The 18,214-nt window shown below is 65.8% G+C and carries 14 protein-coding genes; 1 reads left to right on the top strand and 13 read right to left on the bottom strand.

Annotated elements, in window-relative coordinates; genetic code table 11:
* Positions 1 to 83: 83 nt before the first annotated feature.
* The 13 genes from SxD43FB_RS00600 to SxD43FB_RS00540 all read right to left on the bottom strand — a co-directional run bounded on the left by SxD43FB_RS00600 (position 84) and on the right by SxD43FB_RS00540 (position 17,141).
* Positions 84 to 1,979 carry an XrtA/PEP-CTERM system amidotransferase gene (locus SxD43FB_RS00600; protein WP_096060555.1) on the bottom strand — a complete coding sequence of 632 codons (1,896 nt, stop codon included), beginning with the start codon at positions 1,977 to 1,979 and terminating at the stop codon, positions 84 to 86.
* A 10-nt stretch (positions 1,980 to 1,989) separates the two neighbouring features.
* Positions 1,990 to 3,525: an exosortase A gene (xrtA, locus tag SxD43FB_RS00595; RefSeq protein WP_096060554.1), complete on the bottom strand. Its 1,536-nt coding sequence runs from the start codon at positions 3,523 to 3,525 to the stop codon at positions 1,990 to 1,992.
* Entirely contained in the window at positions 3,522 to 4,745 is a 1,224-nt protein-coding gene (locus tag SxD43FB_RS00590; protein WP_096060553.1) for a TIGR03087 family PEP-CTERM/XrtA system glycosyltransferase, read from the bottom strand. Before SxD43FB_RS00590 ends, xrtA begins: the two co-directional genes overlap by 4 nt.
* Positions 4,742 to 5,812, bottom strand: a complete 1,071-nt coding sequence (locus SxD43FB_RS00585) for a FemAB family XrtA/PEP-CTERM system-associated protein (protein ID WP_096060552.1) — start codon at positions 5,810 to 5,812, stop codon at positions 4,742 to 4,744. Before SxD43FB_RS00585 ends, SxD43FB_RS00590 begins: the two co-directional genes overlap by 4 nt.
* 68 nt (positions 5,813 to 5,880) lie before the next feature.
* Positions 5,881 to 6,945 (bottom strand): FemAB family XrtA/PEP-CTERM system-associated protein, encoded by a 1,065-nt coding sequence (locus SxD43FB_RS00580; RefSeq protein ID WP_096060551.1) that lies wholly within the window; start codon positions 6,943 to 6,945, stop codon positions 5,881 to 5,883.
* Between the two features lie 2 nt (positions 6,946 to 6,947).
* Positions 6,948 to 7,796 (bottom strand): XrtA system polysaccharide deacetylase, encoded by an 849-nt coding sequence (locus SxD43FB_RS00575; protein WP_176482640.1) that lies wholly within the window; start codon positions 7,794 to 7,796, stop codon positions 6,948 to 6,950.
* A 26-nt stretch (positions 7,797 to 7,822) separates the two neighbouring features.
* Entirely contained in the window at positions 7,823 to 9,421 is a 1,599-nt protein-coding gene (locus SxD43FB_RS00570) for an XrtA/PEP-CTERM system-associated ATPase (RefSeq protein ID WP_096060550.1), read from the bottom strand.
* A 25-nt stretch (positions 9,422 to 9,446) separates the two neighbouring features.
* The gene (locus tag SxD43FB_RS00565; protein WP_096060549.1) at positions 9,447 to 11,039 is read right to left on the bottom strand and encodes a hypothetical protein; all 1,593 of its coding nucleotides are present in this window, start codon (positions 11,037 to 11,039) and stop codon (positions 9,447 to 9,449) included.
* On the bottom strand, positions 11,036 to 11,962 hold the full coding sequence (locus SxD43FB_RS00560) for a P-loop NTPase (protein WP_096060548.1): 927 nt from the start codon (positions 11,960 to 11,962) through the stop codon (positions 11,036 to 11,038). The genes SxD43FB_RS00565 and SxD43FB_RS00560 overlap by 4 nt, the downstream gene beginning before the upstream one ends.
* Before the next feature lie 27 nt (positions 11,963 to 11,989).
* Complete coding sequence (locus SxD43FB_RS00555) at positions 11,990 to 13,510, bottom strand: XrtA system polysaccharide chain length determinant (RefSeq protein ID WP_096060547.1); 1,521 nt, start codon at positions 13,508 to 13,510, stop codon at positions 11,990 to 11,992.
* A 1-nt stretch (position 13,511) separates the two neighbouring features.
* Positions 13,512 to 14,156 (bottom strand): XrtA/PEP-CTERM system exopolysaccharide export protein, encoded by a 645-nt coding sequence (locus SxD43FB_RS00550; RefSeq protein WP_069064870.1) that lies wholly within the window; start codon positions 14,154 to 14,156, stop codon positions 13,512 to 13,514.
* A 133-nt stretch (positions 14,157 to 14,289) separates the two neighbouring features.
* The gene (locus SxD43FB_RS00545) at positions 14,290 to 15,522 is read right to left on the bottom strand and encodes a pyridoxal-dependent decarboxylase, exosortase A system-associated (RefSeq protein ID WP_096060546.1); all 1,233 of its coding nucleotides are present in this window, start codon (positions 15,520 to 15,522) and stop codon (positions 14,290 to 14,292) included.
* 74 nt (positions 15,523 to 15,596) lie between these two features.
* Entirely contained in the window at positions 15,597 to 17,141 is a 1,545-nt protein-coding gene (locus tag SxD43FB_RS00540; protein ID WP_096060545.1) for an acyl-CoA ligase (AMP-forming), exosortase A system-associated, read from the bottom strand.
* A gap of 50 nt (positions 17,142 to 17,191) precedes the next feature.
* Between SxD43FB_RS00540 and SxD43FB_RS00535 the strand changes: the two genes are divergently transcribed.
* The gene (locus SxD43FB_RS00535) at positions 17,192 to 18,196 is read left to right on the top strand and encodes a GNAT family N-acetyltransferase (RefSeq protein ID WP_176482639.1); all 1,005 of its coding nucleotides are present in this window, start codon (positions 17,192 to 17,194) and stop codon (positions 18,194 to 18,196) included.
* Positions 18,197 to 18,214: the final 18 nt, after the last annotated feature.

Genomic DNA, 18,214 nt, shown 5'->3' with positions numbered 1-18,214 from the left:
TAGGGGGACACCCCTCCGTCAGCACTGCGTGCTGCCACCTCCCCTTACAGGGGAGGATGCGGCTAGGGTCGATCGCGTGGACCCTACACCCCGAACAAGCGTGTCAGGGACTTGTCCAACATCAACAGTTGCCACAACAGGCGGCCATGGTCCGCGACGCCGGAGCGGTGGTCGGTGGCGATGCGGGCGAGCATGGCGCTGTCGAACCATTCGGTCCGAGCCAGGGCTGAGCCGCCCGCGATCGCGGTCGCTTCGCCCGCGAGCGCGCCACGGAACCAGGCGCTGATGGGCGTGACGAAGCCCATTTTCTGGCGATAGAGTATGTCTTGCGGCAGATACGGCTCCATCGCCTTTTTCAGCAGATATTTGCCGCTATTGCCGCGAATGCGCTGGCTGACCGGCAGGCGCGCGGCAAATTCCACGAGGCGATGATCGAGCAGGGGTTCGCGCGCTTCTAAACTGACGGCCATGCTCATCCGGTCGGTCTTGGTCAGGATGTCGCCGGGTAGCCAATATTTGATGTCGGCATATTGCGCGCGGTCGAGCGCATCGCGCGCGGGCGCGTTGGCCATCGCCTTCACATAGCGATCTTCTGCGCGATAGCCGCCGAGCCGCCCCTTGACCTCCTGCGTGAACAGGCGCTGGCGCAGGGCATGGGGGGTGACGCCGACCGACGCGGCATAGGCTTCGCCGCCGCTGCCCGCGAGTTCGAGGAAGGTCGATTTGGCCCGCAGCGCGCGCGGTGCCCAGTCGGCCTTGGGATAATATTTGCCGAGCGTCCCGAATAGAGGCTCGCGGATCGAGGCGGGGATGAGGCCACGAATCCGTTCTCCCTGCATCTGGAAACGGTGGCGGCGATAGCCGGCAAAGGCTTCGTCCGCGCCATCGCCCGACAGCGCGACCGTGACCTGCTCGCGCGCGAGTTCACACACGCGGAAGGTGGGCAGCGCGGAGGCATCAGCGAAGGGTTCGTCGAAATGATAGGCGAGCCGGTCGATCAGGCCATAATCGTCGGGCGAGACGATGCGGCTGCGATGATCGGTGGCGAAGCGGCGGGCGATGCGGTCGGCATAAGCGGTTTCGTCGAGCGCGGCGACATCGAAGCCGATGGTGCAGGTCTTGACGGCTTGCGACGAGGCTTCGGCCATCAGGGCGACGACGCTGCTGCTGTCCACCCCGCCCGACAGGAAGGCGCCCAGCGGCACGTCGGCGACCATGCGCGAGCGGACGGCCTGCCGCATCAGGGCGACCAGTTCCTCTTCCGATTCCTGGGGCGAGGATTTGGTGCGGTCGGCAAAGCTGACGTCCCAATAGCGGTGCGGCTGGGGCAAGGGACGGCCGCGCACCAGGCGGAGCGTTTCGCCCGCGCCGAGCTTGCGCACGCCCGCGACCAGGCAGGCATCGTCGGGAACATAGCCATAGGCCATATAATCTTCGAGCGCAGACAGGTCCGGCGCGCGGCGCAGCAGCGGATGGGCGAGCAGGCTTTTGAGTTCCGATCCGAAGATCAGGCTGCCATCGGACAGCAAGGCATAATGAAGCGGCTTGACCCCCAGACGGTCGCGCACCAGCCAGAGCGACTGCGCGCGTGCATCGAACAGGGCGAAGGCGAACATGCCGTTGAAACGGTGGACGCACTCCTCGCCCCATTGGCGATAGCCGTGGAGGATGACTTCGGTGTCGCTATGGGTGCGGAAGACATGGCCCTTCGCCTCCAGTTCGGCGCGGACTTCGGCGAAATTATAGATTTCCCCGTTGAACACGACGGCTAACGCCTCGTCGTCGGTCAGCATCGGTTGCGCGCCCGATTCCAGATCGATGATCGAGAGGCGCAGATGCCCAAGGCCGACGCCCGGCGCGGTCCAGATGCCGCTGCCGTCCGGGCCACGATGCGGCATCGCATCGAGCATGGCGCGCACCCGCGCGGGATCGACCGGCTTGGCCGTTTCCAGATGAAAGATACCCGCTATGCCGCACATGCGAACCTCCCTAGCGGATGCCCGCGCTGCGGTCAGCCAAAAGCTGTATGTCGCCGACATTGGTCAGGAAGGCGCGGATCGCCGCATCGGCGGGACGCCCCTGCCCTTCTTCGGCGGAGATGAGGATGGCGACGGCGCGCTGATCCTGGCCCAGCAGGCGGGCTTTCATCGTGGCGATCTTGACCTGCGGGCGGCTGCCAGTCGGCGCATTGCCGCCGACGACATAATAGCTCACCACTTGCCGCACGACCGGGCCGGGGGCGGTGATCTGTTCGCCGCGCGCGCCCTGTGGCGCGGCGGCGGGCGAGGACCAGACCCATTGGCTGTCGGGATCGGCCGCGCCCTGGCCGAAACCGACCAGTTCGCGGCCCTCATCCTGCCGTTCATAGGCAATGATGGCGAGATCGACGATCTGGCCGTCAGCGTTGTGGTAACGCCCCAGTGTGGCATGGTCGGCACCATCGAAGCGCGGCTTCCAGGGATAGGCCATCGGCGTCGCGCTGCGGGTCCAGCCGGGGACCGAAGGCAAGTCGATGCGCGCGGGCAAGGGATCGGCATTGGCGGCGGTGGCGGCGAGCCAGAGCGGCGCGGCGACGATCAGGGCCAGTGCAATGCCCGCGTTCCGGCCTGCCGATCCGGTTTGGACGACGGGGCTTTGCAGGCGCTGCGGATCGAACCAGGGGTCGCCCGGCTTGCGGTCGAAAAAGGGCCAGGCGGTTGCCATCACGACGATCATGATGATGGCGAAGAAGACCCAGCCATAGACGACATGATCGAAGCCGACGGCGGCGTCGATGGTGGTCAGATGCGCGACCAAGATGGTGGCGAAAGCGCGCACGCCATTGGCGAGGATCGAGAGCAGCAGCGCGCCGCCCATGAAGATGATGCGGCGCGGCCAGCTTTTGAAACAGACGTTACAGACGAGAACGCCATAGGCGGTCATGGCGATCAGGAATTTCGCGCCCGAACAGGCCTCCGCCACTTCGAAATAGCCGGTCGGCGTGGTGATGAAGATGCCTTCCATATGGGCGGGTACGCCCGACAGGTCGAGGAAGAACATCGTCAGATGCGCCGTCACCAGTTGCAGCGGCGGCACGAGTTCTTCACCGAAGGGCACCATTAAGAAGGCGTAGAAGAGCGGGAAGATGAGCGCGCGCGCGACCGCTGGGCCAAGCAGCGCGACGGTCGCGCCCTGGAGCATTAGGACCAGCGCGCCATGGCGGACCATCGCGACGCCCGCCGCTGCGCCGAGCAGCCAGGCGAGCGCGCCCAGCCCCAGCCAGAGGAGGCCCGGCGTCCAGGCCACCGGCTCCAACTGGCGCAGGCCCGGCAGGCGTTGCTGCACCAGCCAGGCGATGAGCGGCGGGATGAAGAGGCAATGGCCGAAGGTGGAGGAATTCCACCAGATCGACACCATCGAATGCACGTCGTCAAAGAACAGCGTCAGGATCGCGAAGGCGACGACGCCGAGCGCGGTCAGATGGCCGCGCCATCCGGTCAGGTCGACAAGTGGGGTGCGCGCCATCGGCAGCGTCTGTCCGGTCATGCGGCGCGGCTGTCCGCTTCGCGGCCGAACAGCAGGTCGGGCAGATCCGCGAGCGTGGCCGACCAGCGGTAGCGGGCCTCCATCCGCGCGCGGGCGGCGAGGCCGAACTGGGCGGCGCGGGCGGGATCAGCGAGCAAGCTGTTGATCTTGGCGGCTTCTTCGGCGGGGTTGGCGGCGATCAAGAAGTGCAGTTCATCCTGCGCGTCGATGCCTTCGGCGGCTTGGGGCGAGGCGACGACCGGGCGGGCCATCGCCATGGCTTCCAGCACCTTGTTCTGGATGCCGCGCGCGATGCGCAAGGGCGCGACGACGATGTCGGCCGCCGCCAGCCAGCCGCGCACGTCGGGCACGCCGCCGGTGACGATCACGCCGGGCTGGGCGGCGAGCGCTTCGACGGCCTTGGACGGGTTGCGACCGACGATGGCGAAGCGGGCGTTGGGATGGACGGTGCGGATGGCGGGCAAGGTCTGGCGCGCGAAACTTTCGACCGCCTCGACATTGGGGCGATAGTCCATTTGGCCGGTGAAGACGAGCAAGGGGCCGTCGCCATGTGCCACTGGGGGTAAGTCAGCGGCCGGATCGAAATAGTCGAGCGCGACGCCATTTTCGAGCGGCACGATCCGGTCGGGGCCAAGGCCGCTGGCGGTGCGGAAAAGGCCGGCTTCGGCTTCGCTGACGAAAGTGGAGATGTCGGCGCGGGCGGCGACGCGGCGTTCGAAGTCGAGCAGCACGCGGCCTTCGCGCCGGTTGATCCAGCCCATTGGGCCGGACCCCTGCGCGCCATAGGTGGCATATTTGGCCGAATCGAAATCGACGAAATCCATCAGGAAGCGGACGCCGGGGGGCAGCGCGGGGACGAAATGCGCCATCTGCGCCGAATAGGCGACGACGGCGCGGATCGGGCGGTCAGCGAGCGTTTGGGCGACCCACTGGTGCAGGCCGGGATGGTCGAACAGCGAAACGAGCAACGGTTCGCGCTTAGCGAGGCCAGTGAGGCCCGCCACGATCCTGGACCTGTCGCGCCGTAGCACGCACTGGCTCTGCGCGATGGCGTCGAGTTCCCCGGCAAAGCCCATGTCGCGATCATCATCGGCGAAACAGCCCACATGAACGGGCGCGACCTGCGCCAAGCGCTTGAGCAGGTTGCACGAGCGGATCTTGTCTCCCCTGTCCGGCGGAAAGGGGATGCGGTGGCAGAGGAAAAGGATGTCGCCCGTCATCCAAGGCCCCGCGCGATATGCGGGCCGATCAGCGTCGCGAGGCTTTCGGGGAGCTTCTTCCAATATTCGACCTTGCGCCGATATTGGGGCGAGAGCGGATTGACGTCGCGCGTCTCCTTGCCCGGTGCGGTGCGCAGATGATAGCCGAGCGGTTCGCCCTCGAAGCCCCAGGTCTTTTTCCAGGCGGCGGGGCCGGTGCCGACCTTTGACCGGCCGAAATCGAAGGTCGTGCAGCCGCGTTCGCGCGCCTGGCGCATCAGCAGGAAATAGAGCGCTTCGTTCGAGCGCATGGTCCGCGCGCCATCCGCCGCGCCATGCCAGTATGGCATGCACGCGCCGCCATGATAGAGGCTGATGACCGCCGACAAGGGCTTGCCGTCCTTTGACACCAGGGCGATGTCGGCGTCGCCGCCAAGGCGATCCAGCACGCCGTCGAACAGGGCGCGTGGGAAAACCGGGGTGCCCAGATGATGGACGCTATGGGCGTAGAGGCGGTAATGGATGTCGCGCAGCCGCTTGTCGCGGCCACTCTCGAAGATCAGGTCGTTGGCTAGGCCTTTGCGGATTTCGGCGCGGTGGCGCTTGGGCACGGCCTTGAGTTCTGCTTCGTCATCGGCAGCGAGGGGGCTCGAGAAGCCGAGATAGGCGTCGGCCTTTGCCTGCCAGGCGAGACCGGCTGGCGCTTCGCCGCCGCGCAGTTCGAGTGTCGCGCAACCAAGCTTTTCGGCCAGCGTCCAGGCGGCGTCGGCCAGCATCTCGCCGGCCTTGCGATGGGTGGTGAGGATGCCGCCATCGACCGCAAAGCCGCTGCCAACGAGGGCGCGGCCGAACAGCATCGAGCGGATATAGGTGAGCGGCAGGACGCCGACGATCTGGCTGCCCAGCCGCGCGACCAGCATCAGGGCTTTCTGACCCGTGCCATGTTCGACCCCCATGATCCAGCCAGGGCGCTGGAACGGCGTCGATGCCGGATGCGTGCGCACCCAGGCGTCGATCGCGGCGACCTCCGCCGCATCGGTAAGGCGCGCCTCTTCCACGATGAGGCCGACCTCGGTTATCCCTTGCATGAACACGACGTCCTAATCCCCCCGACCCCAGCCGGCCCCATGGACCGGCATAGCATATATCCCAGATATCATCCCAAACCGCGCGCGATGAGCGGACCGACCAGATTGGCGACCGGCAGCGGCAATCGTTTCCACAGCGCGATGCGGCGCTGATATTTTTCGCTATGCGGGTTCACGTCGCGCCGCGCGCCATCGGGTGCCCATTCATGATAGACCAGAGGCTGCGGCTCGAAACCGAAACTTTTTTTCCAGGCCGCCTGCCCGCTGCCGACTTTTGAGCGGCCAAAATCGAACATCGTCATGCCGCGTGCGCGGCCATGGCCCATCAAGCGATAATACATGAGTTCGTTGGAACGCAGCCGCCGCGCGTCGGCGAGGCCCCCGCCCCAATAGGGCATGACCCGCCCGCGATGATAGAGCGTCAGCACGGCCGAGACAGGCCGGTCGCCATCGCGCACGATCAATATGTCCGCATCCTCGCCGAACCGCTCCAGCACGGCGCGGAACAGGCGCGCGGGGAAGACCGGGGTGCCGAGGTTGCGGACACTGGTGGCGTAGACGCGATAATGGTCGCGCAGATGCTGGCGGCTACGGCCGATGTCGATTGCCAAGGCGGGGTTCGCCAGCGCCTTGCGCAGTTCGGCGCGATGCTTGCGCGGTATGGCGCGCAGTTCCGCGTCGTCGTCGGCGGCGATCGGCCGGACGAAGCCGACATGCTGATCGGCGCGCTGTTCCCAGGCTCCGCCGGGCACCGGGCCGCCGCGCAGTTCGAGCGACAGGCCACCGCGATCGCGCGCTAGATCTTCCGCCGCCCTGACGAGGGCTGCGGCGGCGCGATCATTGTCCGCCAATATACCGCCATCGACGGCGAAGGCGGTCGAAACGAGCGCTTGGCCGAACAGGCGGCTGCGCACATGATGCAGCGGCAACAGGCCGCTGATGCCGCCCGAAGGGCCGACTGCTGCGAGTAGCAGGGCCGGATTGGCGGTGCCGTCCTGCACGGCGAGCAACCAGGCCGGGCGGTGAAAGGGGGTGCCGTCGGCATGGGCCATGACATAGGCGTCAACCGCCCGCGCCTGTTCCGGGTCGGACAGGTCGATCATCGTGACGAAGGGGGTGGCAGACTGCCCCATGGTCAGGACGCGCGTGCCGCTTCGGCGTCGGCCAGCGCATCGACGCGCGTCCAGGCGAAATCGCGTGTCAGGCGGCGCAGCTTGGCGGCCATGACGGACAGGTTGCTGTAATGGCGCAGGCGCGAGCGCAGCGGTGCGTCAGCGACGCGCGGCTGGTCCGGGTCGATTTCCCACGGGTGGAAATAGATGATCGCGGGTCGCCCGGCCTGATGATTGACTTGCCGGATCGCCCAGCGCGAAAATCCATAGGGGAGTAGGCGGAAAAAGCCCCCTCCCCCCGCCGCCAGTGTGCGATTGCCCAGTTTCGCCGTCGTCACCGGCAATTCTACCAGATCGGACCCCGACACGGGTTTCCAGGCAAAGCGCGGCGATTCCGGCCAGCCATAATGATCATGCCGGATCGGCGCGACGCTGGAAGAATAGCGATAGCCTTCCTCCGCCAGGATGGGATGCGCCCAGGGGGTGCGCGTGTCGATCGAGAAGCTCGGTGCGCGATAGCCGGTTACGGCCTGACCGCTGGCATCTTCCAATATGGCGCGCGCCTTGCGCAAATCGGAACGGAAGGCTTCGGGAGTGAAGGTGAAGACGCGGGCATGGTCATAGCCATGGCTGGCGACTTCATGCCCCGCGTCGGCGATGCGCCGCATCAAAGCGGGATAGCGTTCCGCCACCCAGCCCAGGGTGAAGAAGGTCGCCTTGACGTCCGCCTGCGCGAACAGGTCGAGCACCGCATCGGTATTGCCCTCGACCCGGTGAGTCAGCCCGTCCCAATCGGCGCGACGGATCGTGCGCTCGAACGCGCCGACCTGGAACCAGTCCTCGACATCGACCGACAGGGCGTTCTGCATCATTCCGGTGATCCCAGCGCGTCTTGCAGTCAGGCGGCGACGCTGTCCTGCGTCACCCCCGCCATGCGATCTTCGCGTTCGACCCAATCGACCAGCAGGGTCAGGACGCGGCGCAATGCAGTGTCCTGTTCCTCGGCGCGGAATTCCAGCGAGGACAGGCGTTCCTCGATCAGGGTGAAGCAGTCCTTGAGCGCTTCGGGATCGATCGTCTGGGCGGGGACGAAGGGCACATGCGCCTGCACCGCGCGCAGCGAAGCGATTTCGGCGCGCAAGGCTTCGATCTCACCCAGCATATCGTGACGCAGCGTTTCGACGGCCTGGGCATCGATGGTGTCGGGCTGTTCCGCTTCGGCTTCGTGCAGGTCGGCGATCTTGGCGTCCAGTTCGTCGGCCAATTCTTCGACGACGTCGGCTTCGAGCTGATCGTCATCCTCTTCGATGGCTTCCACCCCGACAGGCGGCGCGAAAGGCGCACGCTGCATCGACCAGTCCTGCTGGTCGTAGGGCGAGGTGAAGTCGCCAAGGGTGGCGTCATCCTGTGCGGGGCTGTCTTCGAGCGCGACCGGCGCGTCTTCGATCACGGCATCCTGTGTGTCGGAGGCCAAGGGCCAGCTCTCGTCGATCATATCTTGCTCTTCCTCGACTTCGGCGACGATCTCGTCCGCTTCTTCGACTGTTTCCAGTTCGAGCGGTGCGATGTCATCTGCCCCGTCTGCTTCGCCTTCTGCTTCGACTTCCGGCACGATTGGGGTGCTATCGCCCTCGACATCTTCGACATCGTCCAGCGCGGACGGCGTCATCGCCGCTGGCGTGACATCAATGTCCAGCCCCATATCGGCGACGACCGCCTGCACCACATCGGCGTCGATCGCTTCCAACTGCTCGATCGCACCCATCAGCAGGACGCGGCTGACCAGCGCGTTCAGGCGGCGCGGCACGCCGCCGGTCGCGGCGTAGAGCGCGGCGAAGGCATCGCGGCTGAAGATCGGGCGACCGTCCCAGCCCGCCACGGTCAGGCGGTGAATGACATAGGGTTCGACTTCATTGGCCATCATCGGTTCGAGATGATGGGTCGCGATGACCCGCTGGCGCAATTGTTCGAGCTGCGGCGATTTGAGCAGGTCGCGAAATTCGGGCTGGCCGAGCAGGAAAATCTGCAGCAGCGACTGGCCGCCCAATTGGAAATTGGACAGCATCCGCAATTCCTCGATCGCCGAGACCGCGAGATTCTGCGCCTCGTCCACGATCAGCAGGGTGCGCCGTCCGGCGCGCGCCTGCATGTGGAGATAGGCTTCCACCTGTTGCAGCGTCGCCGCCTTGGTCATGCCCTCGGTCGCGAGGCCGAAGCTCTGCGCGGCGAGGCGCAGCATGTCGTCGCCCTGCACCTGGGTCGAGACGATCTTGACCGCGGTGAGACGCGAAGGGTCGATCGTCTGCATCAGATGGCCGACCAAAGTGGTCTTGCCCGCGCCGATGTCGCCGGTGATGACGATGAAGCCTTCACCCTGCGCCAGGCCATAGCCCAAATAGGACAGCGCCTTGCGATGGGTGGCGCTTTCGAAATAATAATGCGGGTCCGGCGTCAGCTGGAACGGGCGACCCTGCAAACCGTAGAATTGATCGTACATATCTTCGTCTCCCCAGGCCGACCCGTTAGAAGCTGTAGCGCAGGCCGACCTGGCCCAACGCGCTGATGATGGTTTCGAAATCGTCCGCCTGAACGCCGTCCACACCGACCGAGGCCGATGCCGACAAGCGCCGGGTCAGGCTTTTGTAATAGCTGGTGAACGCACCGAAGTTCAGCACGTCCGGCCGATCGCCACTGGCATCAAAATAGTTGATGTAGGTGACCAGATCCATGCTGTCGCTGTCGTTGAACATGTAGCTGACCGAACCGTTACCATACCAGTTTTCGTCGCGCGATCCGCTGATCAGCACGCTCTGGCCCTGGGGGGTGATGAACTTGCGCTGCGAATAGCCAGCGCCCAGGCCCCAGCCCCATTGTCCCCGCCGCAGCGCATATTGCGCCGCGACGCCGCGATAGCGGAAATTGGCGTCGGTGATGCCCGACAGCGAATCGTTGAAACATTGGCCCCCGCCGGTGGTCGAGAAGGCGCAGCCGGTGAGGTCGCCGGTGAAGGGATTGCGCACGACGTTGAGGCTGCTGCCCGAAACGGCGGCGACATCGGCCATGATCATGCGGCCGAAACTGTCGATGCCGTCGAACACCATGACGCCGAAGCTGCTGTCCTGACCCTGCCAGGTGAAGCTGCCCTGATAGGTCATGCCGCCATAGCGTTCACCCACGCGCGCGGTCAGCGAGGTGCGGCGGCTGGGCCGCCACAGGACGCCTGCATCCCAGATGATATCGTCGAAATTATAGATAAGCGCACGCGGCGAGCTTTTGTCGGTGACATAGCGGCCGTTGCGGATGAGTGGCGTGCCGTCGGTCGCGCGTTGCGGCGAGCGCTGGCTGATCTCGATCTTTTCATAGCCGATGCCGCCGATCAGCGCGACGGTGCGCGAGACCGGCAGGGTGGCATCGAGCCGACCCCAGGCATTTTCGAACCGCTGATCGAGCTGGCTGGCGTCTTCGCGATTATAGCCTGCGCTGGCGGTCAGGCCCACCGGCAGCAGCGTGCCGGGGGCAAAGCCAACCGACCCCAACAGGCTGTGCGTCCAGCTATCGGCGAAGGAACCGCCCTGCCCGCCCGCAAAATCGGCATTGACGCTGTCTTCGACCCGCGCATAGCCCAGTTGATAGGAGCCGTTGACGGTGAAGTCGCCGACCTGCGTCGTGTAGGACGGGCCGACATAACCGGCATAGACCTGGCTGGTATAGCTATTGTCGTTGAGCGAGGTCGCGCCCGACAAGCCATCGGTTCGCACCCGCGTCGCAAAGCCGCCCGCATTGAGCGAGAGACCACGCGCCAGGTTGACGCGCGCGCTGGCGATACCGCTCAGCACATCCTGGTCCGGTGCCTGGCTACCCCAGCCAAAGCTGTGATTATATTGAACGTCGACCACCGCCTCGACGCGGCGGTTCTGCACTTCGGCGGTCAGGCCAGCGGTGACATTGGTATAAGTCAGCACATCGCCGCCGCCCTTGAGCGGGCCGGTCACGACCTGATCGATGCCGATATAGGGCGTGACGTTCATGCGGCGATCCGTATCCTGCGCCAGCGCAGGCGCGGCGGCGGTCGCCAGCGCGACGAGCGATGCGCCGCCGATCCAGAAACGGGTCATGAGCGGGGTTCCCCCTTGGCATAATAGCTGCCGAAACGGCGGCCGCCGCCGGTGAAACGGACGGCATTTAGCAGAAGCTGCACCTGCGCCCCGCCCTTGAGCAGACCGATCGCGTCGCGCACGGCGGCTTCGCTGGTCTTGTCGGCGCGCACCACCAGCAGGGCGATGGCGACATGGCTGGCCAGCACGGCGGCGGGCGAGGCCGCGAGCAGCGGTGGCGAATCGAACACGAGGATGCGGTCGGGCCGTCCTTCCGTCAGGCGCGCGAGCAATTGTTCGGTGCGCGCGGAGGACAGAAATTCGGTGTCCGCATTGCTACGCTGTCCGGCGGGCAGGATCGACAGGGATGGGATGTCGGTGCGGATCACGCAATCCTCGATCGCCACCATCGGATCGGCGAGCGCGTCCATGAGGCCAGGGCCAGCATCGAGGCCCAGCGCTGCGGGGATGCCGGGCTTGCCGAAGTCGGCGTCGATCAGCAGGATTTCGCGGTCCTTTTCGGCCGCGAGGCTGAGCGCCAGGTTGATCGCGCAGAAGCTCTTGCCGTCGCCGCTATGGGGCGAACAGACGAGGATGCGGTTGCCGCGCTTATTATCCTGTAGCTGCGCAAGCAGGTCGCGCTTGAGCAGGCGGAACTCCTCGCTCATCGCCGTGACGGGGCCGTCGGGCTGGAGCAGGCCAGCTTCCGCGAGCGCGATGCGGTCGATCGGCTGGATGGGGCCGGTCCAGGGCAAGGCGCGGAAGCCCGTCGGCACCGGGGCCAGCGCGGCGGGCGCGACGGCGACCGGCTCGGCGACCGGCGGCGCATCGGCGGGCATTTCGACCGCAGGCGCGGCGCGTCCACGCAGGGCAGCGCTGAAATCATAGATTTCGGTGGCGCGCTCGATCAGCGATCCACCTTTGATGGGGCTATGCTGGTTCATGTTTCCTGGTTCCTTCACGCCCACATCTCAAGCCATGCCACGCTGGACAAATTCGACGACGATCAGCAGCAGGCAGACCGCCGCCAGACCGCCGCTGGCGCCCGCAAACCACTTCATCCGCTGCTTTTCGACGGCAACCTGCGTCGCGCTGACCGCCTGGCTGATCGATCCGGCGACCGGCAGGCCGATGGCGCGTTCCAGACGGGCGGCGGTGGGGAATGTGCCCTTGAGCTGGCCCATGGCGAAGGCGACGCCGACGCCAGCACCAATGCCGACGATCAGCACGCCGAGCAGCAGCAGCGGCCGGTTGGGCGCAGTCGGCGCGGTGGGGACGCTGGGCGGGTTGATGACGCGGAACTGGACCGATCCGGTTTCCGACTTCACCTCGCCACGCAGGCGGATTTCCTCGCGGTCGGCGAGCAGCTTGTCATATTGGGTCTTGAGCACTTCATAGTCGCGGTCGAGCTTTTCTTGCTCCGATGCGATGCCGGGTTCGTCGACTTGCTTTGCCATCATGGCGTTGAGGTCGGCCTGAAGCTGTGCCTTGCGGGTGGAGAGCGCCTGCACCGTGGCGGCGCGTTCGGCCTGCATCGACTTTATCGACAGATAGGCGGGATTGGGCGTGCCGCCGCCGCCCGCGCTGCCGCCGCCACCCTGACGGCGCAGCGCATCGACTTCGCGCTGGGCCGCGATCACATCGGGATGATTGGCGGTCCAGCCGCGCGCGCGCATCCCGGCAAGGTTCGACTGGGCCTGGCTAAGCGCCGAGGGGCCGCCCGCCGCGCCGACGCCCGGCAGGCTTTGCGGGGTGCCCGCCAGCTGGCCGTTCATGGCGCTCAAAGCGCTTTGCGCCTGCACCAGCTGCGAATCGATCTGGTTGATCTCTGTCCGGGCGGCGTCCATTCGCTGGCTGATGGAGCCTGCGCCGGGCAACAGCCCGACATAACGCTGGGCAAATTCGACGCGGCGCTGGTCAGCGGCCTCCATCTGCTTGCCGCGTGCAGCAATTTGCTGGTCTAGGAAGGCGAGGCTCTGCCGGGTCTGGGTGCGGTCGCCGGAGAGATTTTCCTCCTGGAAGATGTCGATCAGCTTTTGCGCCACCTGCTGCGCGATGCGGGCGTTGGCGCCATCCGACAGGCTCGAATCGGCCGATACGGCGCTGATGTCGATCATGCTGGGGTCGGCCTGCGCCATCACGGTGATATTTTCGCGAAGGGTCGTGATCTTGGCGGCGACGTCGCGCGGGCCGGAAACGCCCTGCGACAGATCGGTTTCGCGCACGACCTTTTCGAGATTTTCGGCACTGGCGAGCGTGCTGCGCACGCGCTCCAGTTCCTGCTGCGACTGGACCTGGGTGATGCCGACCTTGTCCTCAAGCAGCGACTGGGTGCTGACATAGACCCGCGCCTTGGACTCATAGCTGTTGGGTATCAGCGCCACGCCGAGCCAGCCAAGCATGGCCACGCCCCAGGCGACGCCCAGCGCGATCCAGCGGCGGCTCCATATGCCATGGAGCAGGACCAGCAATTCGTCGTACAGACCGGCCATATCAGAACATGCTTTCAGGGATGATGATGACGTCGCCGGGGGCGAGCATGACATTGGCGCGCGTGTCGCCCTTCTTGAGCAGGTCGTTCAGGCGGACCTGATATTCCTTTTGCTTGCCGCTATCCTTGTCGAAGCGGACCAGACGCGCGCGGTTGCCCGCGGCAAATTCGGACAAGCCACCGACCGAGATCATCGCGTCGAGCAGGGTCATGTTGGCGCGATAGGGAATGGAGGCGGGCTTGTCGGTCGCGCCGACGATCCGCACCTGTTGGCTGAAGGTGCCGCTGAAATTGTTGACGATGACCGAGACGAGCGGATTTTCGATATATTTGGTCAGCGCCAGCTTGATGTCGTCCGAGAGCATCCGGGGCGTCTTGCCCACCGCCGGCATGTCGGTGATCAGCGGCGTGGTGATGCGCCCGTCGGGCCGCACCTGCACCTTGGCCCCCAATTCGGGGTTGCGCCACACGAAGATGGTGAGGTCATCGAGCGGGCCGATGATATATTCCTCGCCCGGCCCTTCCTGCGTCGACACGAAGGATGCCGGGGGCAGTTGCGGCCCGGCAGGCACCGTGGCGCAGCCCGACAGGGCGACGGCGGGCAAGGATGCACCGATCAGGAGCCTGGAAACGGACAGGAAACGCATATTCTCACCTCTTTGTGCGGCCTTGCGCGACCGGTCGCCAAAGAGGGGTGGCAAGGCCGTTCAGCACAGGGCTTCGGACCTCTTCATGCCGTCAAAGGGTAAAGATACCGTTAGGAGTTATGTGCAGAGTAATTCAGCCAAGTAAAACTTCACGAGGACTTGGATGGCCAAGAAAAGCCGTCGGACTGGCCGACGCGCCATAGGCCCCTGCAAGGAAGATGGCAATGAGGTCGCCTTCCTGCACCGGGGGTAACGCCACCTTGTCACCGAGACGGTCAATGGGCGTGCAAAGGCAGCCGACGACCGTCACGGGTTCTGCCGCCGGGTCCGCGCCGAAACGGTTGGCGATGGCGATCGGATAGTTGCGGCGGACCACGGTGCCGAAATTGCCGCTGGCGGCGAGTTGATGATGCAAGCCCCCATCGACGACGACAAAGGTTTCGCCCTGGCTGATCTTTACGTCGATTACGCGGGTCAGATAGACGCCCGCCTCCCCCACCAGCCAGCGGCCGAGTTCGATCGCGAAATGGGTGGGTTTGAGGATGTCGGGCAGCGCCTCCAGCGCCCTTTCGAGGGCGACGCCGATGGGGCGGATGTCGAGCGGGACGTCGCCGGGAAAGTAAGCAAGGCCAAAGCCGCCGCCCAGATTGACCAGCGGCGGCGCGACGCCGACCGCTTCGGACAGGCGCGCCGCCAGCGCGAGGGTGGCAGCCTGCGTCTCGATGATCGCCAGGGCATCGAGATTTTGCGAGCCGGCGAAAATGTGCCAGCCGCGCCAGTCGGCCCCGCCGTCAATCATCGTGCGGGCAAGCGCCGCCGCGCGATCGGCATCCACGCCGAACGGCTTGGCCCCCCCGCCCATCCGCATGCCGGAGCCTTTGAGGTGGAAGTCCGGGTTCACCCGCACCGCGACGCGCGGGGTCTTGCCGATCCGCTGGCCGATGGCGAGCGCGCGACGCCCCTCCCCTTCGGATTCGAGGTTCAGCGTGACGCCTGCGAAAATGGCCGCTTCCAGTTCGTCATTGCGCTTGCCTGGCCCGGCAAAGCTGATCCGCGCCGGGTCCATCCCGGCCGCCAGCGCCATGTCCAGTTCGCCGCCCGACGCGATATCGAAGCCGTCGACCTGCGCCACCATGCCCGCGAGCAGCGGGGCGTAGGGGTTCGCCTTGATCGCATAATGGAGGTGCAGGGCGGGCGGCATGGCGGCGCGGAAGCGCCAGACCTGCGCTTCGACGATGGCCATGTCATAGGCGAAGAGCGGCGTGTCGCCTGCCTCGTCGACCAGGCTGGCCGCGCCATAGCCGCCGATCAGCAACATGCCCTCCTCGCCCGCGAACCAGGGCGGGATCGGTCCCATCGGCTTCATCTGTAAAACCCTCTCAGCTTCATATGTGCTCCTGCGAAAGCAGGAGTCCAGGGCGATAGGTCACCTGCCTCACCCTAGGCTCCTGCTTTCGCAGGAGCACCATGTTGGTGCGTGAGGGCGACTCGATCGGTCTTGCCGTTGGGATTGCTGGGAAATTCGTCCAGCACAAGGATGTCCCGTGGCTGCATATAATTGGGCAGTTCACTTTTGAGGTGGGCGGCGACCGTCTGCGCGACTGCCGGATCGTCGGCGCGTAGCAGCAGTCGGACCACCTGCCCCAGCCGGTCATCCTTCACCCCCAGCGCCACCGCTTCGGCGACACCGGCGACGGCGACGGCGGATTCCTCTATCTCGGTCGGGCTGATGCGGTTGCCCGCCGACTTGATCATCGCATCGTCGCGACCGACGAAATAGAGCAGTCCCTGCGCATCGCGCCGCACCGTGTCGCCCGACCAGACCGCCATGCCGCCATAGCGGGAGGCCGTTGGCGCGGGCTTAAAGCGTTCGACGGTGCGCGCGGCGTCGCGCCAATAGCCCTGCGCCACCAATGGCCCGCAATGGACGAGTTCGCCCGGCTCATCATCATCCGTGACGCTGCCATCGGGGCGCAGCACGAGTATCTCGGTAAAGGGGATCGCACGGCCCATCGAATCGGGGTGGCTGTCCACCAAGGCGGGCGGCAGATAGGTGGAGCGGAAGGCCTCGGTCAGGCCATACATGGGATAGAGGTCGGCGCGGGGGAACAGGGCGCGCAGCTTCGCTACCAGCGGCCGGGTCAGCGCGCCGCCGCTGTTGGTCAGGCGCTTGAGCTTGGCCGCGACCTCCTGTGGCCAGTCCAGTTCGGTCAGTTGCACCCAGAGCGGCGGCACCCCGGCGAGCGTGGTGATGTCGCGCCGGTCGACCAGCTTCATCACGTCGCGCGGGGTCAGATAGTCGAGCGGATAGACGCAGCCGCCCGCGATCCAGGTGGAGAAAAGCTGGTTCTGGCCATAGTCGAAACTGAACGGCAGGACGCAGGCGGTCCGGTCGTTCGTGCCCATGCCCAGATAATCGGCCACCGCAACCGCACCCAGCCAAAGATTGGCGTGGCTGAGCATCACGCCCTTGGGACGTCCGGTCGATCCACTGGTGTAGAGAATGGCGGCCAGCGCATCGGGCGCGGCGTCGGACGGGCCGATCGGGTCGCCACCGCTCATGGCGCAGGCGGCGTCTTCCTCCCGATGCACATGGCAATCGGGTGGCACGTCGCCGGGCAACAGGCTGTCGAGTCGTGCGGCCGTGCCGATCAGCATCGCCGCCCCGCTGTCGGACAGGATATGGGCGACCTGGGCATGTTTGAGCAGCGGGTTGATTGGTACATGGACGAGGCCCGCGCGTGGCGCGGCGAGCGGCATCAAGGCTGCAACCGGTCCTTTGGCGATCCAGCTCGCGACGCGCGCGCCCGGTTCCAGCCCGAACCCGGCCATCCAGCCCGCCAGCCGCCCCAGCGTTTCTTCCAGTTCGGCGAAAGTGTAAGTGCCCGAACGCCCGTCCAGCGCCGGGCGGAGGGGATCGCCACGCAGCAGGACATGATCGATCGGCAGGCTGTCCGCAGACGGGCCTGTCGGGCTTAACTCCATTTCCAGACTTTGCACCTAAGCGTTCCTCTTCTGGTTGCGGAGATAGTCGGTTGCCGACGACAAGGGAATATCACAGCCTGGCCGAAGTCGGGCACGCGCTGCAGGGCCGTGCCGATCGCCTCACCATGCCCTCCCTGTTCGACCGGTTCGACTGGTATGCGCTGCTGCACCAGCATTGCTTTGCCGCCGCGCCGGTGCGCGTGCTGGTGGCGGAAGAGAGGGGCGCGCAGGCGTGGATAGTCCTGATGCAGCCGGAAGCGCGGCGGGTGTCGGCGCTGGCCAATTGGTATAGTTTTGCCTGGGCGCCGATATTTGTGGGCGACCCCGACGCGGTGCAACAGCGTCGGCTGCTCGATGCGCTGGCGCGCCATTTGTTGGTGGGCAATAGCCAGATCGATTTCTATCCGCTGGAAGATGGCGGCGCGTTGCTTACCAGCTTGCGGCGGGCGGGCTGGTTTGCGCTGTCGCGGCCGATGGGAGGGCGCTATCTGCTGCGCCCGGCGGGACGGGATTTCGCGACCTATTGGGCGGCGCGGCCGGGGCGGTTGCGGACGCTGGTGCGGCGCAAGGCGCGCAACAGTCCTTATGTACTGTCGATCAGCGACCGGCTGACCGACGATCTGTGGCAGGACTATGTCGATGTGCATGATCGTAGCTGGAAGGCGGCGGAGCCGGGGCTGGCCTTCCTGCGCGCGCTTGCGGAACAGGAGAGCGATGCGGGGACGTTGCGGCTGGGCTTTGCGCGGCTCGACGGGCGGGCGGTGGCGACGCAATATTGGACGGTCGAGCATCGCGTTGCCCTCATTCACAAACTCTCCCATGATCGCGCCCACGATGCCGGGTCGCCTGGTACATTGTTGAGCCATGCCATGTTTGCGCAGGCCATCGACCAGGATCGGGTCGAATTGATCGACTATGGCACCGGCGACAATGGCTATAAGGCCGACTGGATGGAGGAGCGGATCGCACTGCACCGGATCGACGCCTTCAATCCCCGCTTTGCGTCGAGCTGGCTCCCGGCGGCGCGGACGGCGATTTCCGCGCTTGTCGGATAGGGCATGAATGACTAGGAA

The sequence above is a fragment of the Sphingobium sp. D43FB genome, from assembly GCF_002312805.1.
GTDB lineage: Bacteria > Pseudomonadota > Alphaproteobacteria > Sphingomonadales > Sphingomonadaceae > Sphingobium.
This window is presented reverse-complemented; position numbering and strand designations above follow the sequence as displayed.

Excerpts from the sequence above, each read along its gene's own strand:
- SxD43FB_RS00600 (WP_096060555.1), bottom strand. The coding sequence starts at position 1,979 with ATGTGCGGCATAGCGGGTATCTTTCATCTGGAAACGGCCAAGCCGGTC.
- xrtA (WP_096060554.1), bottom strand. The coding sequence starts at position 3,525 with ATGACCGGACAGACGCTGCCGATGGCGCGCACCCCACTTGTCGACCTG.
- SxD43FB_RS00590 (WP_096060553.1), bottom strand. The coding sequence starts at position 4,745 with ATGACGGGCGACATCCTTTTCCTCTGCCACCGCATCCCCTTTCCGCCG.
- SxD43FB_RS00585 (WP_096060552.1), bottom strand. The coding sequence starts at position 5,812 with ATGCAAGGGATAACCGAGGTCGGCCTCATCGTGGAAGAGGCGCGCCTT.
- SxD43FB_RS00580 (WP_096060551.1), bottom strand. The coding sequence starts at position 6,945 with ATGGGGCAGTCTGCCACCCCCTTCGTCACGATGATCGACCTGTCCGAC.
- SxD43FB_RS00575 (WP_176482640.1), bottom strand. The coding sequence starts at position 7,796 with ATGATGCAGAACGCCCTGTCGGTCGATGTCGAGGACTGGTTCCAGGTC.
- SxD43FB_RS00570 (WP_096060550.1), bottom strand. The coding sequence starts at position 9,421 with ATGTACGATCAATTCTACGGTTTGCAGGGTCGCCCGTTCCAGCTGACG.
- SxD43FB_RS00565 (WP_096060549.1), bottom strand. The coding sequence starts at position 11,039 with ATGACCCGTTTCTGGATCGGCGGCGCATCGCTCGTCGCGCTGGCGACC.
- SxD43FB_RS00560 (WP_096060548.1), bottom strand. The coding sequence starts at position 11,962 with ATGAACCAGCATAGCCCCATCAAAGGTGGATCGCTGATCGAGCGCGCC.
- SxD43FB_RS00555 (WP_096060547.1), bottom strand. The coding sequence starts at position 13,510 with ATGGCCGGTCTGTACGACGAATTGCTGGTCCTGCTCCATGGCATATGG.
- SxD43FB_RS00550 (WP_069064870.1), bottom strand. The coding sequence starts at position 14,156 with ATGCGTTTCCTGTCCGTTTCCAGGCTCCTGATCGGTGCATCCTTGCCC.
- SxD43FB_RS00545 (WP_096060546.1), bottom strand. The coding sequence starts at position 15,522 with ATGAAGCCGATGGGACCGATCCCGCCCTGGTTCGCGGGCGAGGAGGGC.
- SxD43FB_RS00540 (WP_096060545.1), bottom strand. The coding sequence starts at position 17,141 with ATGGAGTTAAGCCCGACAGGCCCGTCTGCGGACAGCCTGCCGATCGAT.